The sequence below is a fragment of the Ignatzschineria sp. LJL83 genome (assembly GCF_054871845.1).
Window position 1 is genome coordinate 430,803 of record NZ_JBTXLY010000001.1, and the last position, 17,452, is coordinate 448,254.

Below are 17,452 nucleotides of genomic sequence, written 5' to 3' on the forward strand. Positions count from 1 at the left end.
GAATCACAATATGGCTGTATATGAATTAAAATCTTTAGGTTTAGTGTGTCCTTTTCCATTGATTGAAGCGAAAGAGAAAATGACGACTTTAAACTCAGGAGATGCCTTAAAGATTGAATTTGACTGTACGCAAGGAACAGAGGCGATTCCAAGATGGGCGGCGGAAGCTGGGCATGAAGTGACAGAATATGAACAGATTGGAGATGCAGCTTGGGCTATTACTATCGTTAAAAAATAATGGTAAAAGAATATTTAGTGATCTATGAACAATAGGGAAGTTGTGCAAGGACGCGACTAGCAAGGAGGTTGAGCCAGGATGCAAGATTAGGATAATCTTTTAAAAAAGGATATTTTGCAAATGGAAGCTAGAGCATGAAGCTTAATAACGGTAAAGGATGATCGTGAAGAAAACAGCAATTTCAAGAAGAAGTTGCTGTTTTTTTATTAATAATAGGAGCTACCTATATTAGTAGATGAGATGATTAATCTTCTTCAGGAATCTCTTGGAATTCTGTAATATTCAAACGGTAAGGATTATAAAAACTGCCATTCAGCTGTGTTTTTCCTCTTAATAGTTTTAAATATCTCTTAATGTTTTCAGGGTTTGGGTTGTGGGGGTTCTTCCAAAATTTTTTTAGGGATTGATGGCTAGTGAGCCCCTCAATATCATAATGAGCATCCCCAATAACCTTAATAGGTAAGCCGTGAATAAGGGCAGAGATACCACAAGTACTATTAATCACGACCATTGCTTTGGCATTTCTAAGTAAGTCAGGCATCGAAATTTCATGGACATATAGTACTCGATCTAAAACCCCTTTGCGTGTGGCTAAGCGTACAATAAGACTCTGATAATTACTAAAGCCGCGGTCCATAGGATGATGTTTGATAATGAGTTTACTATCAGAGGGTGCATTTTCCGAAAAGCTATTAATGACTTTACGAATATATTCTGGCATGGATAATCCCCGCCCATGGCGAATAATTTGATTATCGTTATGAACTTGTAGAGGGAAAATAAAAAAATTATCCAGCTTTTGTTGTCGAATAAGTTTAGCTATAGGACGATCTCGAAGCTTATAAAAATACTTTAAAATTCCTGTTTTTAGCCAAGCTCCGAAATAGACACGAAGTTTTGTTTCTCTATGATGTCTATATAAGGCATAGGTTTTACGTTTTTTCCACATCTCAAAATAGTATCGAGAAGCCATTTTTGCTCTGGAAAAGAAGCGAACAGTTAGCGGACGTTCTCTCATAATATGAGGTTGACGAGGTTCGTTTTCTGAGAGAGGCATTCCATCAGGTATAGTTTCTATGAAATCTTGTTGATAAAAAAACTTATCTCGGGAGAGTGTGCTATTAAAATTAACGCCCCATTTTTCAAATGTCACGTAGTTCGGTCTTAAATAGCCCTCTTCAAAAGCCCAAAAGGAGATAGGGCGTTTACTGAGCTCACAATACTCTTTTGCAATTCTATGGTATTTTCGACCATCGCCAAAACAGACGATGGCATCAATATTATGTTCTTGTACATAACGGTGTAGATACTCCGAAAAATTTCTTGGAGATCCTTGATAACTTATTGTATGAGGAGATGCTGGGTAATAATATTCATCTCCGCCGTTAAAATTAATTTTAAAAACAATCTTATGCTCTTTTTGCGTAAGATATTCTTGTAAAAGTTGAAAAAATGGACCGATAGGACCTTGCAAAAGCAATACTCTTTTACTACCAACGATAAATTCATCCCAAAAGCTTTTCACTAAATGCAATTTCCTAGAGTGTTCTATGATGTAGAGCAAGTTTTAATATATTAATTTTTAAAATTCGTACAAAGTAATAGCGGATAATTATGTCATGTTTTCTATATTTTTTTATGAATTAATGATAGATATTTAAAACTTTCTATATAACATTATGAAATAATTCATTATTTATACGCAGATACTAAAATCATTGTCAGTTTTTGAAAGATTTGTGAGGGCTTTAGATAGATTCTAGTTGTTGAAGGGCATGTAGTTCCTGCTTGTATTTGAGTTTATGGTATGATTATTGACGCATTTTGGACTCGCTACAATATCCTGTTTTCTATAATTTCTGAATAAACGATCTCATAATATGACCTTTACCCATTTTAATCTTCATACAGAATTCTCTCTTGTTGATGGCACAATACGCATTAAACCTCTATTCTCTAAGTTAAAAGAATTAGGAATGACGGCTGTTGCCTTAACAGATTTAGGCAATGAATTCGGGGCAATTAAATTTTATGAAACTGCTGTAAAATCTGGTATTAAACCTATATTTGGTGCCGATTGCTTGGTGATTGATGGAAGTGATGTTGTTGGAAAGATCACATTACTCGCACAAAATTATGAAGGATATTTAAATCTCTCTGAGCTCTTGAGTTATGGTTATCGTTCCCACCAAGTTCGTGGCATTCCTCATATTACCTATGAAAAACTTCTTGAATACTCTACCGGTATTATCGTGATTTTGTCGAAAGAGAGTCATTTTGGGCAGTTGTTATTAAATAGCGGTGATGAGGAAGCTTATGAGTTTTTACAAGAATTTTATCAACCTTTCTTAGAAAGTAGACTGTATTTAGGGTTGAAGCGCTTAGGACAAGTGCAAGATGAGGACTTTATTCAAGTTGCGCTTCCATTTGCTGCAAAATATGATTTGCCGGTAATCGCCCATAATGATGTGCGATTTATGGAAAAATCGGGATTTGAAGCGCATGAAGTGAGAGCGAGTATTCAATCAGGGCATACAATGCTTGATCCGAATCGTCCGAAAAATTATACCGCCGAGCAATACCTTAAAAGTGCTGAAGAGATGACGGAGCTGTTTGCCGATATTCCGGAAGCCATTGAAAATAGTGCTGAGCTTGCGAAACGTTGTACGGTTACTTTAACCCTTCATAAGCCACAATTGCCGGCATTCCCAATTCCGGAAGGCATGACGATCGAGGAATTTTTCAAGGCAGAGTCTTATAGAGGGCTTGAAGATCGCATTGGAAAACGTACTGAAGACAATGATCAAGCCGTATATTGGGATCGTTTAGAAACAGAACTCAACGTGATTAATAACATGGGTTTCCCAGGTTACTTCTTGATCGTTGCAGATTTTATTCAATGGGCAAAAGATAACGAAATTCCGGTGGGGCCTGGTCGTGGATCAGGTGCTGGTTCTTTAGTTGCTTGGGCGCTGAAAATTACCGATTTAGACCCGATTCCTTATGATCTACTCTTTGAGCGATTCCTAAATCCTGAGCGTGTTTCTATGCCGGACTTTGATATCGACTTCTGTATGGAAGGGCGAGATCGCGTCATTGAATATGTAGCCAATACTTATGGAAGAGAAGCCGTTTCTCAGATTGCAACACATGGAACGATGGCTGCAAAAGCCGTTATTCGAGATGTGGGAAGGGCACTTGGGCATCCTTATGGATTTGTGGATCGTATTGCCAAACTGATTCCGATGGATATCGGCATTACCCTTGAAAAAGCGATGATGCAAGAGCCGGAGCTTCATGATCTTTATCATCAAGATGAAGAAGTGAAAATTTTAATGGATTTTGCGAAGCAATTAGAAGGGCTTTCTAAATCTGTGGGAAGACACGCCGGTGGCGTAGTGATTGCACCTACAAAGCTTACCGATTTCTCGCCGCTCTATTGCGAGGAAGGCTCAAGCGCTTTAGTGACGCAATATGATAAAGATGATATTGAAGCTGCGGGGTTAGTAAAATTTGACTTCTTAGGCTTAAGAACCCTCACTATTATTGATTGGGCACTTAAAAATATTGAATATAATCGAGATATTAAACTCGATATTCAAACGATTCCGCTGGACGATAAGCCGGCATTTGATCTCTTAAAAGCATGTCAAACAACCTCTGTATTCCAGCTTGAATCACGAGGAATGAAAGATCTGCTTCGCCGAATGCAACCCGATACCTTTGAAGATATTGTCGCACTTGTGGCGCTCTTTAGACCTGGACCGTTAGAATCGGGAATGGTGGAAGACTTCATCAATCGTAAGCATGGGCGAGAAGAAGTGAATTATCCTTTTGATGAATTGGAATCAGTGCTTAGCCCGACCTACGGCGTCATTGTGTATCAAGAGCAAGTGATGCAGATTTCTCAAATCATTGGGAATTATAGCCTTGGTGGCGCTGACCTTTTGCGCCGAGCAATGGGAAAAAAATTGCCGGAAGAGATGGAGCAACAGCGCACGCTCTTTATGTCGGGTGCAGAAACCCTTGGATTTGATACCGAAAAAGCAGGGCGACTCTTTGATCTCATGGAGAAATTTGCCGGCTATGGATTTAACAAATCTCACTCCGCTGCTTATGCGCTTCTCTCTTATCAAACGGCATATCTGAAACAGCATTATCCTGCGGAATTTATGGCGGCGGTACTGTCCGCTGATCTCGATCATACCGATAAAATCATCATTATTATTGACGAAGTGAAAGAGATGAAGATTCCGCTCATTCGCCCAAGTATTAATGAATCTCATTATAAATTTACGGTAAATCGTGAAGGCGCGATTATTTATGGCTTAGGTGCTTTGAAAGGGTATGGGCAAGCAGCGGCAATGCAACTCATCGAAGAGCGAGAAGAGAATGGACCATATCTTGATCTATTTGATTTTTGCCGAAGAATTGATCTATCCAAAACATCTAAACGAGCCATTGATATTCTCATTCGTGCCGGCGCATTAGATTGTCTAGATGAATCGGTACAAACGGTTTCTGAAAGGGCGCATTATCGAGCAAAACTATTAGCAACTATGCACGAAGCGATTCGTCTTGCGGATCAGCATCATAAAAATGAAACCTCAGGGCAAGGGGATATCTTCGGGTTATTTGAAGCGACAGAAGTAGAAATGCCGGAATATGGATTACAAGATGCGCTTCCAATGACCGAGCGTGATTTTTTACACGCCGAGAAAACGATGCTAGGTTTCTTCTTTACGGCGCATCCCGTCGATCAATATCGTACGGAGATTGAATCGGTAGCAACGACGTCGCTGACGACATTGAAAGAGATGCCAGAACCGCAATATCATTCAAGAGGACATGATGATAGCGTATTAGTCGGCGGTTTAGTCACGACTTTTTATTCCCGTATTAGTAAAGCCGGCAATAAGATGTATTTTGTAGTGATTGATGATGGAAGAGCGCGCGCAGAGTTTCGTCTGTTTGAAGATACGATTGAGGCATTTGGGCAGTTTATTGAAACGGATATGATCCTCTTTGTGCAAGGCGGTTACAGCTGGGATTCCTTCAATAACTGTATGACGCTTCGTGTAACAGCTCTTCATTCCTTAGCCGATATTCGAGCAAATCATGCAAAGTATATTCTCCTTGAAAATCATCAAACATTGAGCTTATCTGCCATGCAAGAAATTTTCGGAAAAATAGAGGCATATGCGAATATGGATCGTGGATTACAGATTGTCTTTAAGTATAGTAATAATGAAAGCACCGGCGTATTACGTTTACAAAAGCAACGAATTATCCCAGATGAAGCATTATTCACAACACTTAAACAGGAATATCATGATTGTTTGACAGTTTCTGTCGGATACTCTGCTTAATGGTTGAAAGGGCATCAAGATGAAATTTGATCCGCCTTTACAAAAAGGTATTTTTAAGAAGCGTTATCGCCGATTTTTAGTGGATGTGGAAATTGATGTAGAAGCCACTGGAAAAGACGGTAATGATAAAGAGATTATTACGATTCATTGTCCTAATACTGGCTCGATGCTCAATTGCTTAATGCCGGAGAGTGAACTCTGGTATCAGCCTTCTACAGATCCTAATCGAAAAACAAAAGGCACTTGGGTTTTGGCAACCGTCGCACATGATCGGATTGCTAACGTCAATACCCAATTAGCGAATAAGCTCGTAGAAGAGGCGCTTTATAATGGTGTCATTAATGTTGTTGAACCATTTGTTGCATTAGAGCGAGAAGTCAAATACGGGAAAGAAAACTCCCGAATCGATATTCGCTTGAAACATCTTGACCAAGATCAAGAAACGTTTACTTATATTGAAGTAAAAAGTGTCACATTAGGCTTTGAAGATTCTGATATCGCGGCATTTCCAGATTCTATAACGAGTAGAGGTACGAAGCATTTAAGAGAACTTACAACGCTTGCTCAAAATGGTATTTCAGCAATGTTGATCTACTGCGTTAATTTATCAGGCATAAAAGGTGTTCGGCCTGCTGATGAGATTGATCCTGAATATGGAAAAGCATTACGTGTGGCAATGGAGAATGGTGTGAAAGTATTTGCGTTTGTTACAGAATTGAGATCAGACAGCATTAAAATTACTCATCAAGTCCCGGTTATTCTAGACTGAAACTACTTAAATCAGTGGGTTAACGCTGTGTCATAGGGTGACTTGTACTAAATGATTATTGTTAGTAAGTAATTGTTTATAAGCGCAGCTATTAAATAAGATTATATTTTATTTTAAAGCAAGAGATAGCTTTTATAAGAGATTATAGATTTTCACCTATTTTACAATAATAAAGAGTACTGCTATTATTCAGTACAAAAAAAATTATATACGTATATTTTTTGTTATCATTAAAAGTTAATTTTTAGTGATTGTTAACGCTGTTTTGAGTGCTGATTTTGTATTAGATACTCGGATTAAAGAATAGGATGTTTTAGCTGCTGTTGGCTAATTTGAATAGGTATATATGAACGGTAAATTGAAGTCTTTTTTTAAAAATAAATATAGTTTAGGAATTGTGGTTATTCCTTTTATTGTATCGTTTATTTATCTGTTTATTTTTGCATCAGATCGTTATGTGAGTTCTTCCCAAGTGGTGGTACGTCAGCAAGAAAGTGGTCAGCAAGCAGGAATGCCGGGGCTCGCACTCTTAGTAGGGGCGGTTGATCCGGTATCGAGAGAAGATACGCTCTATTTAAAAGAATATATCGTTTCACACGATATGCTAGATGTTTTAGAAGCAAAAACAGATTGGACAGAGAAATATTCTGGTAAATGGAATGATCCGCTATTTTATCTATCTAAAGATGCACCTAGTGAAGATAAGCTTGAATTCTACCAAAGAATGGTTACGACGAATTACGACGAAACAACAGGATTATTACAAATTGACGTCCAAGCATTTACGGCTGAAGATGCTGAAGAAGTTCTACAGGAAATATTAAGACAGAGTGCGACGTTCGTGAATAATATCACACGCTCTATGGCCGATGAGCAATTAGCCTTCGCCCAAAGAGAATTAGTGACTTCTGCTGAGCGTTATGAATCAAAACAAGCCGAGCTACTCGCTTTTCAAAATATGCATAAGTTATTTAATGCGGAAGTAACAGCAGAATCCATGTCGCAAATTGTTGCGAATTTGGAAGCGGAAATCGTCAAAGAAAATGCACGATTGAATGCACTTAAAACAAGGCTTGCCGCAAATGCGCCACAAATTCGTTCACAAGAAAATAAAATTAATGCGCTCACAAAACAGCTCGAAGCAGAGCAACGTAAAATTACCGCAAGTGACTTTAGCGCAGATGATATCTTAAATACCATTGCATTTGATTACCGCCGTTTACAGGTTGATCTATTAGTTGCAGAAGAATTTTATAAAACGAGTTTAGCAGTTGTTGAAAATGCTAAACTTGAAACCATTAAAAATATCCGTAGTTTAATTGCAGTAGTGAAGCCAAATCTGCCACAAAAAGCAGAATATCCACGAACAATTTATAACTTAATTACCATCCTCATTGTTTTAATGTTGCTCTATGGTATCTCCCAATTTGTATTAGCATCTGTTCGTGATCATCGCGAATAGTGCATAAGGAAAGTTTAGAATCCTATGAAAAATAGACCCTCTTATTCATTTAATAAGTTATTAACGCACTCATTACTCGTTGTGCTTCCTTTAGTTGTATCAGGATGCTCCGGTGTTTTATCTGCTGCAGGACCTGGTAAAGGTTCTATCGTGAATAGTAAGAAAAAAAATGGGGCAGACTCTTCTCTCACTAATGGCTATGAGTTTGTGGCACTTTCTCCTAAAAACGTGCATCAATACATGACGCCGAAAGTCACGAAATTAAACTCTTCTGTGAGTAAGCCTGTCGTACCTGAATTAAAAATGATCTCAGGAGATGTGGTTTCAATTATGATCGCTGATAGCGCAGAAGATGGTGCTCTGTTTGCACCACTTGCTGCAGGTGGAACGGTATTTGATAAAGTGCGTTTAAATAGTCGTGGGGAAATATCTCTTCCTTATGCCGGCATTATTAATTTAAAAGGCTTAACAACGATTCAGGCTGAAAGCGCTGTTCGTGAACAGTTAAAAAAATATGTTTCTGATCCACAAGTTGTGATCAACATTGTCGGTGATTTAGGAGGTTCTGTACTTGTTGCCGGTGATGTTAATAAACCAGGACGCTTCTCCACATTAGAAGGGCCGTTAACTTTACTTGATGCCGTAAATATGGCAGGTGGCCCGAAGCTTGAACCTTATTTAGTGGATGTTGTGGTTCGTAATGGCTCTCATGTTACAAAGTTCAATTATGAAGACTTGTTAAATGGTATGAACCATCCCATTGCCGCGAATACAGAAGTTGTAGTGGAACGTTCACGTCAACGTTTTGTAGCGATGGGTGCTGTGAATGAACCAGGACTTCATGATTTTCCCTCTAAAAATGCGAGCCTTTTAGATGTGCTCGGAACAGTAGGTGGATTAAGTGAACAAAAAGCCAATGCAAGTGGCGTATTTGTTTTTAGATTATCCGACGGTGTGGAATATGATGCCGTAACAAGCACTATTACTTCAAAAGAAAAACCAATGGTGTTTCAGTTAAACCTACAAGATCCCACATCTCTGTTTGTAGCAAGACAGTTTTTAATGCATCCAGATGATGCCGTATATGTCACGAATGCCGCAACCTATGAATTTCAAAAACTTATTTCACCGATTATCCAAATGTTAGTGTTGGGTAATTCCGTTAGTAAGTAGTAAGAAAGAGATTAAAATTACAGTGGACTATGTGACCATATCAGCTAAAACAGAATAGAAAAATAGAATGACAACTCATACCAAAAGAACCCCATTCCAAATTATGCAAGATGTGCTCTTCGCACTCGTCTTGCGGGAATTTTTGACGCGCTTTGGCGAGCGCCGAATGGGTGCATTTTGGGAGTTATTTGAAGCAATGGCAAATATTGCTTTTATGATGTTTATTTTTTCTGTCTTACGAGCAAGATCAATGCCGGGTATTGATATGCCGATGTTTTTATTAACAGGAATGATACCTTTTTTCTTAATGCGGAATATTATCTTTAAGCTTATGGATTCTGTAGGTGCGAATCAGGCACTGTTCTCATACCCCAATATTAAAGTGTTTGACACTTATGTGGCACGTGTCTTAGTGGAGTGCATGATTTCTGCAACCGTCTATTGTATCTTTATCTTTATTTTTGGCTTTTGGTTCGGCTATGACATTTTAGTGGCTTACCCACTTGAATGGTTAATGGCGCTGCTTATCGGAATTTTATTTGCATTTGGATTAGGTGTTATCTTCTCCATTGTGACGCAGGTTTTTCCGAATATGAAGTCATTTATTCGACTTCTATTTTTACCACTTTATCTGATGTCCGGCGTGATCTTTCCGCTTTGGATTGTGCCAGATAAATATCTCCCATGGCTTCTATGGAATCCTTTTGCCCATATCATTAGTAATATTCGGGAAGCAGTATTTATAAATTACCCTGGTATTAACGGTGTAACATATAGTTATCCGCTTATATGTACAATTATTGTGTTATTTGCAGGCCTAGGATTATACCGTTTACGCCGCCAGAGGTTATTAGTGAAATGATTAAGATCGAAAATCTCACTAAATCCTATCTGCATCATAAGGCTGGGCGAAAGTATGTTTTTAAAGACCTATCTTTCACGATTCCAGATGGTAAAAATGTCGCCATTATCGGTAAAAATGGTGCGGGAAAATCCACGCTTATGAATTTGCTCGCAAAAGTAGATACGGCAGATAGTGGACGAATTATTACAGATCAAACCATTTCTTGGCCAGTCGGTCTTGCTGGTGGATTCCAAGGATCCCTTTCTGCACGTGAAAACGTGAAGTTTATCGCAAGAACCCAAGGGTTCCGCGGCAAGGAAATGTTAGAGAAAGTAAAGTATGTGGAAGAGTTTGCAGAAATTGGTGACTATTTTGATCTGCCAGTAAAAACATTCTCATCGGGGATGCGTGGGCGGGTTGCATTTGGTCTAAGCCTCGCCTTTGATTTTGATTACTACATTGTGGATGAAGCAATGTCGGTGGGAGACGCTCACTTCAAGAAAAAAGCGAGTGATGCGTTTAAAGCAAAAGTTGGCAAAGCGAATATTATATTAGTCACGCATGGGATGACGCAAGTACGAACCATGTGTGATTTAGTCATCATTCTCAATAATGGTGTTGCGACCATTTATGAGGATGTTGAGGAAGGGATTAAAATTTATCAAGGTTTATAAATAGAGATAAAAGTAAAATAATTAAAATAAGGACATTAAATAAAAATGAGTATCGATGGTTTAAATGTTGTAGAGAAGGCTGTAACAGATCAGATAAATATATTAAAAAAGTGGCAAGAAAAAGTTGTTGGAAATCTAAGCATTAATGAGGCTATTGATTTAATCCTCAATTGTGAAGGACGGACGATTATTTCAGGTGTTGGTAAGTCAGGTTTAATTGGTAAAAAGATTGTTGCAACATTAGCATCTACTGGTACTCCTAGCTTCTTTCTGCATCCGACGGAAGCGTTTCATGGTGATTTAGGAATGATTAAACCATCAGATGTATTGATACTTATCTCTTACAGTGGTGAAACTGACGAAGTCAACAAACTTATTCCTAGCCTTAAAAGTTTTGGTAATAAAATTATTGGTATTACAGGGAATTCTGAATCTACATTAGCTAAACATAGTGATGTATTTCTTGATATTGGAGTTGAGAGGGAAATCTGTCCAAATAACTTAGCGCCAACATCATCTACTTTAATTACTCTTGCTTTAGGTGATGCATTAGCTGTCGCATTAATGCGAGTGAGAGATTTTAAACCTGAAGATTTTGCGAAATTCCACCCAGGGGGAAGTTTAGGGCGGAAGCTATTAAGTCGTGTTTCGGACTACATGAATACGCAAGATCTCCCCTTTGTTTCTGAAAATACTACGCTTGCTGACTGCTTGTTAAAAATGACAGAGACGAAAAGTGGTGTTGCATTTGTAGGTAATAACCAAAATTTCCAAGGTATTATTACAGACGGGGATATTCGACGAGCATTAGTTGCAAATAATATGAATATTGATGTGGCAGCTAAAGAAATTATGACAAAAAAACCACATGAAGTGCTTGATACAGAATACTTGGTACAAGCTGAAAAAATATTACAAGAAAATAAGATTAGAACATTAGTCGTTAAAAATAGTGAAGGTATTGTGGTTGGTGTTTTTGAACAGCCTGGAATATAAAAAAAATTATATAGGACTTAATAAATAATGATTAAAATTAATGATGTTATGGTTGATAATGATGCACCCTTTACCCTTTTTGGGGGGATTAATGTTCTTGAAGATTTAGATAGTACATTAAAAGCATGTGAGCATTATGTAAAAGTGACTAGCGAATTAGATATTCCTTTAGTCTTTAAAGGTTCTTTCGATAAAGCTAACCGCTCTTCAATTCACTCATATCGCGGAGTTGGGTTAGAAGAAGGAATGAAAATCTTTAAAAAAGTTAAAGAAGAGTTTCATGTTCCAATTATTACCGATATTCATGAACCTTATCAGGCAGAGATTGTAGCTGAATATGTTGATGTTTTACAGCTTCCTGCATTTTTGGCAAGGCAAACGGATTTAGTAGTCGCTATGGCTAAAACAGGAAAGCCCATTAATGTGAAAAAACCTCAGTTTTTAAGCCCTTCACAAATGGGAAATATCGTCGAAAAGTTTCAAGAGGCAGGCAATGATCAAATCATGCTATGTGATCGAGGTACCTGCTTTGGTTACGATAATTTAGTAGTAGATATGCTTGGATTTGGGGTAATGAAGCAGGTTAGTAATAATGCTCCTATTATTTTTGATGTGACTCATGCGCTACAACAACGTAATTCGAATGATAAAGCCTCCGGCGGAAGAAGAGAGCAGATTGTGGATCTTGCTTTGGCAGGAATGGCTACAAGGATTGCCGGACTATTTTTAGAAGCTCATGAAGATCCAAATAGCGCTAAATGCGATGGGCCAAGTGCATTGCCATTATCTTTATTGTATGACTTTTTATTAAGACTGAAATCGATAGATGAAGTTATTAAATCTTTTAATCCACTAAGAATAAATTAAGAGGAAGAGGAAAATAATATTTATGAAAAAATTATTAATTAATCACTTTGTTTTGGATCCTAATTTTAGTAATGGTGTTGGTAATTATATTAAAGAGTTAAATGGTCTTTTAGATAATGGTTATGATGTAATCAATAAGCCATATCCTATGAATATGCAAGAATTTAGACGATATATTTCAAATGTTTTAAAGCGAGAAGGAGCTAGCTATTATGATGTTATAGAATGTGCAGAATCGCAGTCCCCAAGTTTATATTTAAGTAATGAATATAATGTTCATATACGTATGCATTGCCCCTATTTTTTATATAAGAAAATAATTCATGAATCTCCTGATGAAGCTAGATTTTCTGATGAAGTTAGAGCAATGTATAAAGCTAAAGCAGTTTCATCCCCATCTTATGGTATGTTAGAACTATTAAAAGATGAATTAGATATTGATAATATTCACGTTTATAAAAATCCTATAAAAAAGCAACTTCATTTATTTAGAGAGAAATCTGAAAAAGATATTGATGTTATTTTTCTTAGTAGGTTTAATGACTTAAAAGGAAACGAGTTTATTGATGAATTAATGCAAAAGTTACCTAGTAATTTAAATGTTTTGATAGCCGGTAAACAAGAGCAGAAGATTAAATTTAGTAGAGACTACTCTAACTTAACAATAGTTGATCATATTGAAGGTGAGGGTAAATTTGATATTCTTGCTAGATCAAAAGTAGCTATATCTCTGAGTAAGTTTGAAAACTGCTCTATGGCTATCTTGGAGGCTCTTTCTGTGGGAACGTCCGTTGTCGCTTGGGATGTTGGGGGAAACAAAGAAATGGCCCCACCTCCAATATTGAGAGTTGCTCCGCTCGCAGATATAGACACATTAATTGAATTGATCAAAGTTGCGATAGATACTCAAGCAAAGCCTCAGCATTTTGAAGATGTATTAGATGCTTTAAATCTTGATTTTATATCGGGAATCAGCCATGTTGAATCTTACATTAAGGGAGATAACTCTAATATCTATAAAGGGATTAGTTATGCATCATTTCATAATGATATGGTAACTAAATTAGGGGGTGTACCGACAATAGTAACTACTAAAGTACCTATTAATATTTTAGCTGTATCTTCAACTTTGGCCATGGCTAGATTTTTCCATAAAAATTATAATAATATCTTAGAAAATACCCGTGTTTCAGTTGCTTATCATGGATCGTATTATAGTGAAATAAAAGATATTTGTGATTATAATATTTCAGCTAATTATTCTTCTACTTCAGAATTAGAAGGTATCATAAAAAGATCTAAAGCTGAAGTAGTTGTTCTAGATAGTGAATTTCCATTACACATAAATGATGTTTATTTATTGCGAAAAAAACTAAATATTAAAATATTATATTGTGAAAAATCTATACTTAGTAAGCATGGCTATACATTAAACCAATATGGATTTTCCCATTTATCTAATATCTATTTTAGTGGGATTAAAGGACCAGATCGTTTTGTTCAAGTTGAGAATAATAATGTTATTCTTTGGGCTAATAAGATAAAGGATCTTATGGCTGTTGACTTTAATAAATTGAGTATTTTGCTGGCATCTTATGAGAGTGTTGATTTTGTTGGTAGCGAATCATTGTTAAAAGAAATTACCCAAAAGATAAACTGTAAATTAAATTATATTTCGGAAGCGCATGTGTCATATTCTCATTATGGGACAATCATTTCTATTAGTGATTTTATGGTTTCTGAGTTTTTTGATTATAATAATTCTATATTCATCATCAATAATTATTCTGTCTATCTAAATAAGAATATTGATAATAATGATGACATTTTAAATGGTGGCAATAATAGGATTGTTAATGTTGGTTCTAGAGAGAATGCTATCAATTTTATTGAATCCTATGAATGCTCTGAAAAAAAGAATGCGTATTCTTTAATAAGAAATCAAGTTTTAAAGGGGGATGTATAAATGAATAGTTCATTTTTAAGAAAGTTAAGAAAACTTTTGAAGAACCCCAAACATTTTCTTTTAGATAGTAAATACTTGTCATTTATTTTTATGGCTAAAAACAACTCATTTCAGGAGGAAGAGAAACCAATAATTCATTCCCAATTACCTGTTAATACTAAGGATAAAGTTAATAAAAAGCTAACTTATGAATCTTTTAATTTAGGGCATTTTAAAAATGACGTTAGGGATAAAAAAATATCGGATTTAGAAGCAAGGGAAATATTGCTTAGTCTTTGGGCTATACATCCATGGAAAGAAAAGTTAGTTAATGCTTATGTTTATTTCTATGAGCTAAATGAAGAATATGTAGATGCTTGTCGTTTTATAGAAAAAGCTATAATAAAACATCCTAATTCTAATGAATTAAAGATGAGTTATGTTAATCTTTTAAGAAAGTCTGGGGAATATAATATTTCGAAAACAGTAGATGTTTTAGAGAATATATTAGAGAAAGTACCTGACCATATAGCTGCAAGATATTTTTTATGTCAGTTTTTATGGGAATCTCAAGGGGTTTCTCCATATTTATATAAACATATTCAGGTTATTAAAGGAAAATATAAAAGTCTAAGTCCTGTTCAAAAAAATTTTTTATGTGCATGTTTATATGAGTTTGGTCGCTATACAGATGTGAATGAGTTATATCCTTCGATCCGCCCCGAATTAAAGAGAAAGTATTTTACACTTGAAATGTATTATCAGGAAACTTTTGAAGATAATAGCTTGAGAGTTCAAGCCTATAATGAATTATTATCCTGTCAATCTAATTTTGAAAACCAAATTAAAAATGCAAATAAAATTTCAATTGTTGGTAATGGCCCCACAGAATTAAATACAGGAAATGGTATTCAGATAGACAGCGCTAGCTTAGTTATTAGATTTAATAATTTTGCAACAGGCGGTAGATTTTCTGAAGATTATGGTTTTAAAACTGATTATTGGGTGAAAGGTGGTTATTTTATTGATATTCAAAGAAAAAACACAGTGGATTTCAAAGGAGTGATTCAATCCGGCAATAATACTCTTTTTAGAAATTCTTCATTCGATGATTTTTTATGGGATGCGAAGATTTCTGATACTGATTTTTTATTTATTCCGTCTAGGGTATATTACGATTTAATAAAAGAATTAGGTACATCTCCTTCCGCGGGGCTTGCAATAATATATTGGATATATTTAATTCGAGGGAAAATTCCAAAGGATTGGGTATTTGGCTTTTCATTTGGTAACCAGGAAAATAATCGCTCAGAGCATTATTTTTCTAATAACAATATTGGTAAATTTTATCCCCATAATTGGGATAGGGAAGCAAGTATTTTGAATAGAATATTAATGTAAGGGTAATCATGAACACATCTATTATTTTTGAAAATAATATTACATTTGATTGGCAGATTAATTTGGAAGTTCATGAAACTATCGGTGGTAAAAACAATCTAATAATTATTGGGGGAAATTTTCCTAAGTCATGCAAACTGAAAGTTATTTTTACAGGGAGTCATAGTACATTATATTTAGGTGATAATTGTAATTTTAGAGGCAGTATTCGAATAGATACGAAAGGTAGCGTTAAGATCGGGAAAAACTTCAGATCTACTAATAATATCTCTTTATTATGCAGACCTAATAAAGAAATTGTTATTGGTGATAACTGTTTATTTGCTACGGGCATAGTAGTAAGAACTAGTGATGAACATAGTATATTATGCAAGGATACTAGAAAAATCTTAAATCCGAATAAGAGTGTATATATTAGTGATAGAGTTTGGGTGTGTGATGATGTGATTGTGTTAAAAGGTACTAAAATATCATCAGATACAGTTATAGGGGCGGGTACTGTTGTAACAGGCACTATAGATAGTCATCTTATCGTTGCAGGGAATCCTTGCCGAATAGTTAAAACAGGGATTATTTGGACATATGATAAACCAATGTAGAGTAGTAAATAAAACGTATGAATTTTCGAAAAATAAAAAAACTATTTAATCAACCTAAGCAATTTTTTAGAGATGCTAAAAAAAATAAAAGAGAGGAGTTTAGTGTTCTTGGTCAGAAAAATCTTTATTGTTATCATTTTTCAGATTGGAAAAAGTCTTTTCTGAAAACTTGGTTTCCGCACAATAATTTAATATTTTTACCATTTTGTTTGACCCAAAAAAACTTCAATGAAAATTACTCTGAATTAATTTTAGAAAATTTTGGAGATGGTTTTTTGTTATGGGGAATGAATGCACCTGATTTTTTACTACAATTTTTGAAAAAAAATAATATTCCTTATTTTTTTGTTGAAGATGGTTTTTTAAGATCTAAAGAATTAGGAGCCAAACATACTCCCCCAGCGTCATTAGTTTTTGATAGTGAAACACTATATTACAACTGTAGGGAAGCTTCCACATTGGAAATTATATTACAGACTTATGATTTTAAAAATGATCATGAGTTACTAATGAGGTCTGATAAATTAAGGGAGTTATTGTTAATAACAGGGGTCAGTAAATATAATCCAGACAGTGCCGTTTCTGTAGATGAATTATATGGTATTAAAGTAAAAAAAAGAATCCTAGTTTTAGGGCAAGTGCAAGATGATGCTTCAATAAAGTATGGTTGTTATAAAAAATACAATTCTAATTATTTATTAGAATTGGCTATTGCAGAAAATCCTGGTGCTCAGATAATTTATAAACCCCATCCAGATGTATTGAATGGGCTTAGAAAAGGGGCAGTGGGGAAATATAAAGAAGTTTTAGTGTTAAATGAAGAAGTACCATTGTCAGAATCATTTAAAACAATAGATCATGTATACACGATAACTTCCCTTTCTGGTTTTGAAGCATTATTACGAGGAATTAAAGTGACAACATTAGGTTGTCCTTTTTATTCAGGCTGGGGCTTAACAGATGACCGACAGATTAATAAAAGGCGCACAAGAAAACTTGGGCTTAGTGAGTTATTAGCAGGGGCGTACATTTTATACCCTCGTTATCACCATCCTTATACAAAGGAAGATACAACACCAGAAAAAATTATTAGTTTTTTGGCGAGTTGTTAGGAC

14 protein-coding genes are annotated in these 17,452 nt (G+C 35.6%); 13 read left to right on the plus strand and 1 reads right to left on the minus strand.

What is annotated here, in order from left to right:
• Positions 1 to 10 precede the first annotated feature (10 nt).
• The gene (locus ACYSN2_RS01740; protein ID WP_461748522.1) at positions 11 to 238 is read left to right on the plus strand and encodes a sulfurtransferase TusA family protein; all 228 of its coding nucleotides are present in this window, start codon (positions 11 to 13) and stop codon (positions 236 to 238) included.
• Positions 239 to 482: 244 nt separating this feature from the next.
• Here the strand turns inward: ACYSN2_RS01740 and ACYSN2_RS01745 are convergent, their stop codons facing one another.
• Positions 483 to 1,763 carry a capsule biosynthesis protein gene (locus tag ACYSN2_RS01745; protein WP_461748523.1) on the minus strand — a complete coding sequence of 427 codons (1,281 nt, stop codon included), beginning with the start codon at positions 1,761 to 1,763 and terminating at the stop codon, positions 483 to 485.
• A 355-nt stretch (positions 1,764 to 2,118) separates the two neighbouring features.
• Between ACYSN2_RS01745 and dnaE the strand changes: the two genes are divergently transcribed.
• The 12 genes from dnaE (at position 2,119) to ACYSN2_RS01805 (ending at position 17,449) form a co-directional block, all read left to right on the plus strand.
• Positions 2,119 to 5,607 carry a DNA polymerase III subunit alpha gene (gene dnaE, locus ACYSN2_RS01750; protein ID WP_461748524.1) on the plus strand — a complete coding sequence of 1,163 codons (3,489 nt, stop codon included), beginning with the start codon at positions 2,119 to 2,121 and terminating at the stop codon, positions 5,605 to 5,607.
• A gap of 19 nt (positions 5,608 to 5,626) precedes the next feature.
• A complete protein-coding gene (gene sfsA, locus ACYSN2_RS01755) occupies positions 5,627 to 6,376 on the plus strand; it encodes a DNA/RNA nuclease SfsA (RefSeq protein ID WP_461748525.1) in 750 nt (249 codons plus the stop codon).
• A gap of 346 nt (positions 6,377 to 6,722) precedes the next feature.
• On the plus strand, positions 6,723 to 7,838 hold the full coding sequence (locus tag ACYSN2_RS01760) for an ABC transporter permease (RefSeq protein ID WP_461748526.1): 1,116 nt from the start codon (positions 6,723 to 6,725) through the stop codon (positions 7,836 to 7,838).
• 24 nt (positions 7,839 to 7,862) lie between these two features.
• On the plus strand, positions 7,863 to 9,011 hold the full coding sequence (locus ACYSN2_RS01765; protein WP_461748527.1) for a polysaccharide biosynthesis/export family protein: 1,149 nt from the start codon (positions 7,863 to 7,865) through the stop codon (positions 9,009 to 9,011).
• Positions 9,012 to 9,078: 67 nt separating this feature from the next.
• The gene (locus ACYSN2_RS01770) at positions 9,079 to 9,873 is read left to right on the plus strand and encodes an ABC transporter permease (protein WP_461748528.1); all 795 of its coding nucleotides are present in this window, start codon (positions 9,079 to 9,081) and stop codon (positions 9,871 to 9,873) included.
• Complete coding sequence (locus ACYSN2_RS01775; protein ID WP_461748529.1) at positions 9,870 to 10,529, plus strand: ABC transporter ATP-binding protein; 660 nt, start codon at positions 9,870 to 9,872, stop codon at positions 10,527 to 10,529. Before ACYSN2_RS01770 ends, ACYSN2_RS01775 begins: the two co-directional genes overlap by 4 nt.
• A 45-nt stretch (positions 10,530 to 10,574) precedes the next feature.
• Entirely contained in the window at positions 10,575 to 11,525 is a 951-nt protein-coding gene (locus tag ACYSN2_RS01780) for a KpsF/GutQ family sugar-phosphate isomerase (RefSeq protein WP_461748530.1), read from the plus strand.
• Between the two features lie 24 nt (positions 11,526 to 11,549).
• Entirely contained in the window at positions 11,550 to 12,392 is an 843-nt protein-coding gene (gene kdsA / locus ACYSN2_RS01785; protein WP_461748560.1) for a 3-deoxy-8-phosphooctulonate synthase, read from the plus strand.
• 22 nt (positions 12,393 to 12,414) lie between these two features.
• The gene (locus tag ACYSN2_RS01790; protein WP_461748531.1) at positions 12,415 to 14,358 is read left to right on the plus strand and encodes a glycosyltransferase; all 1,944 of its coding nucleotides are present in this window, start codon (positions 12,415 to 12,417) and stop codon (positions 14,356 to 14,358) included.
• Entirely contained in the window at positions 14,359 to 15,738 is a 1,380-nt protein-coding gene (locus tag ACYSN2_RS01795) for a glycosyltransferase family 29 protein (RefSeq protein ID WP_461748532.1), read from the plus strand.
• 8 nt (positions 15,739 to 15,746) lie between these two features.
• Complete coding sequence (locus ACYSN2_RS01800) at positions 15,747 to 16,337, plus strand: acyltransferase (RefSeq protein WP_461748533.1); 591 nt, start codon at positions 15,747 to 15,749, stop codon at positions 16,335 to 16,337.
• Between the two features lie 17 nt (positions 16,338 to 16,354).
• Positions 16,355 to 17,449, plus strand: coding sequence for a capsular polysaccharide export protein, LipB/KpsS family (locus ACYSN2_RS01805; RefSeq protein WP_461748534.1), 1,095 nt, complete (start codon positions 16,355 to 16,357; stop codon positions 17,447 to 17,449).
• Positions 17,450 to 17,452: the final 3 nt, after the last annotated feature.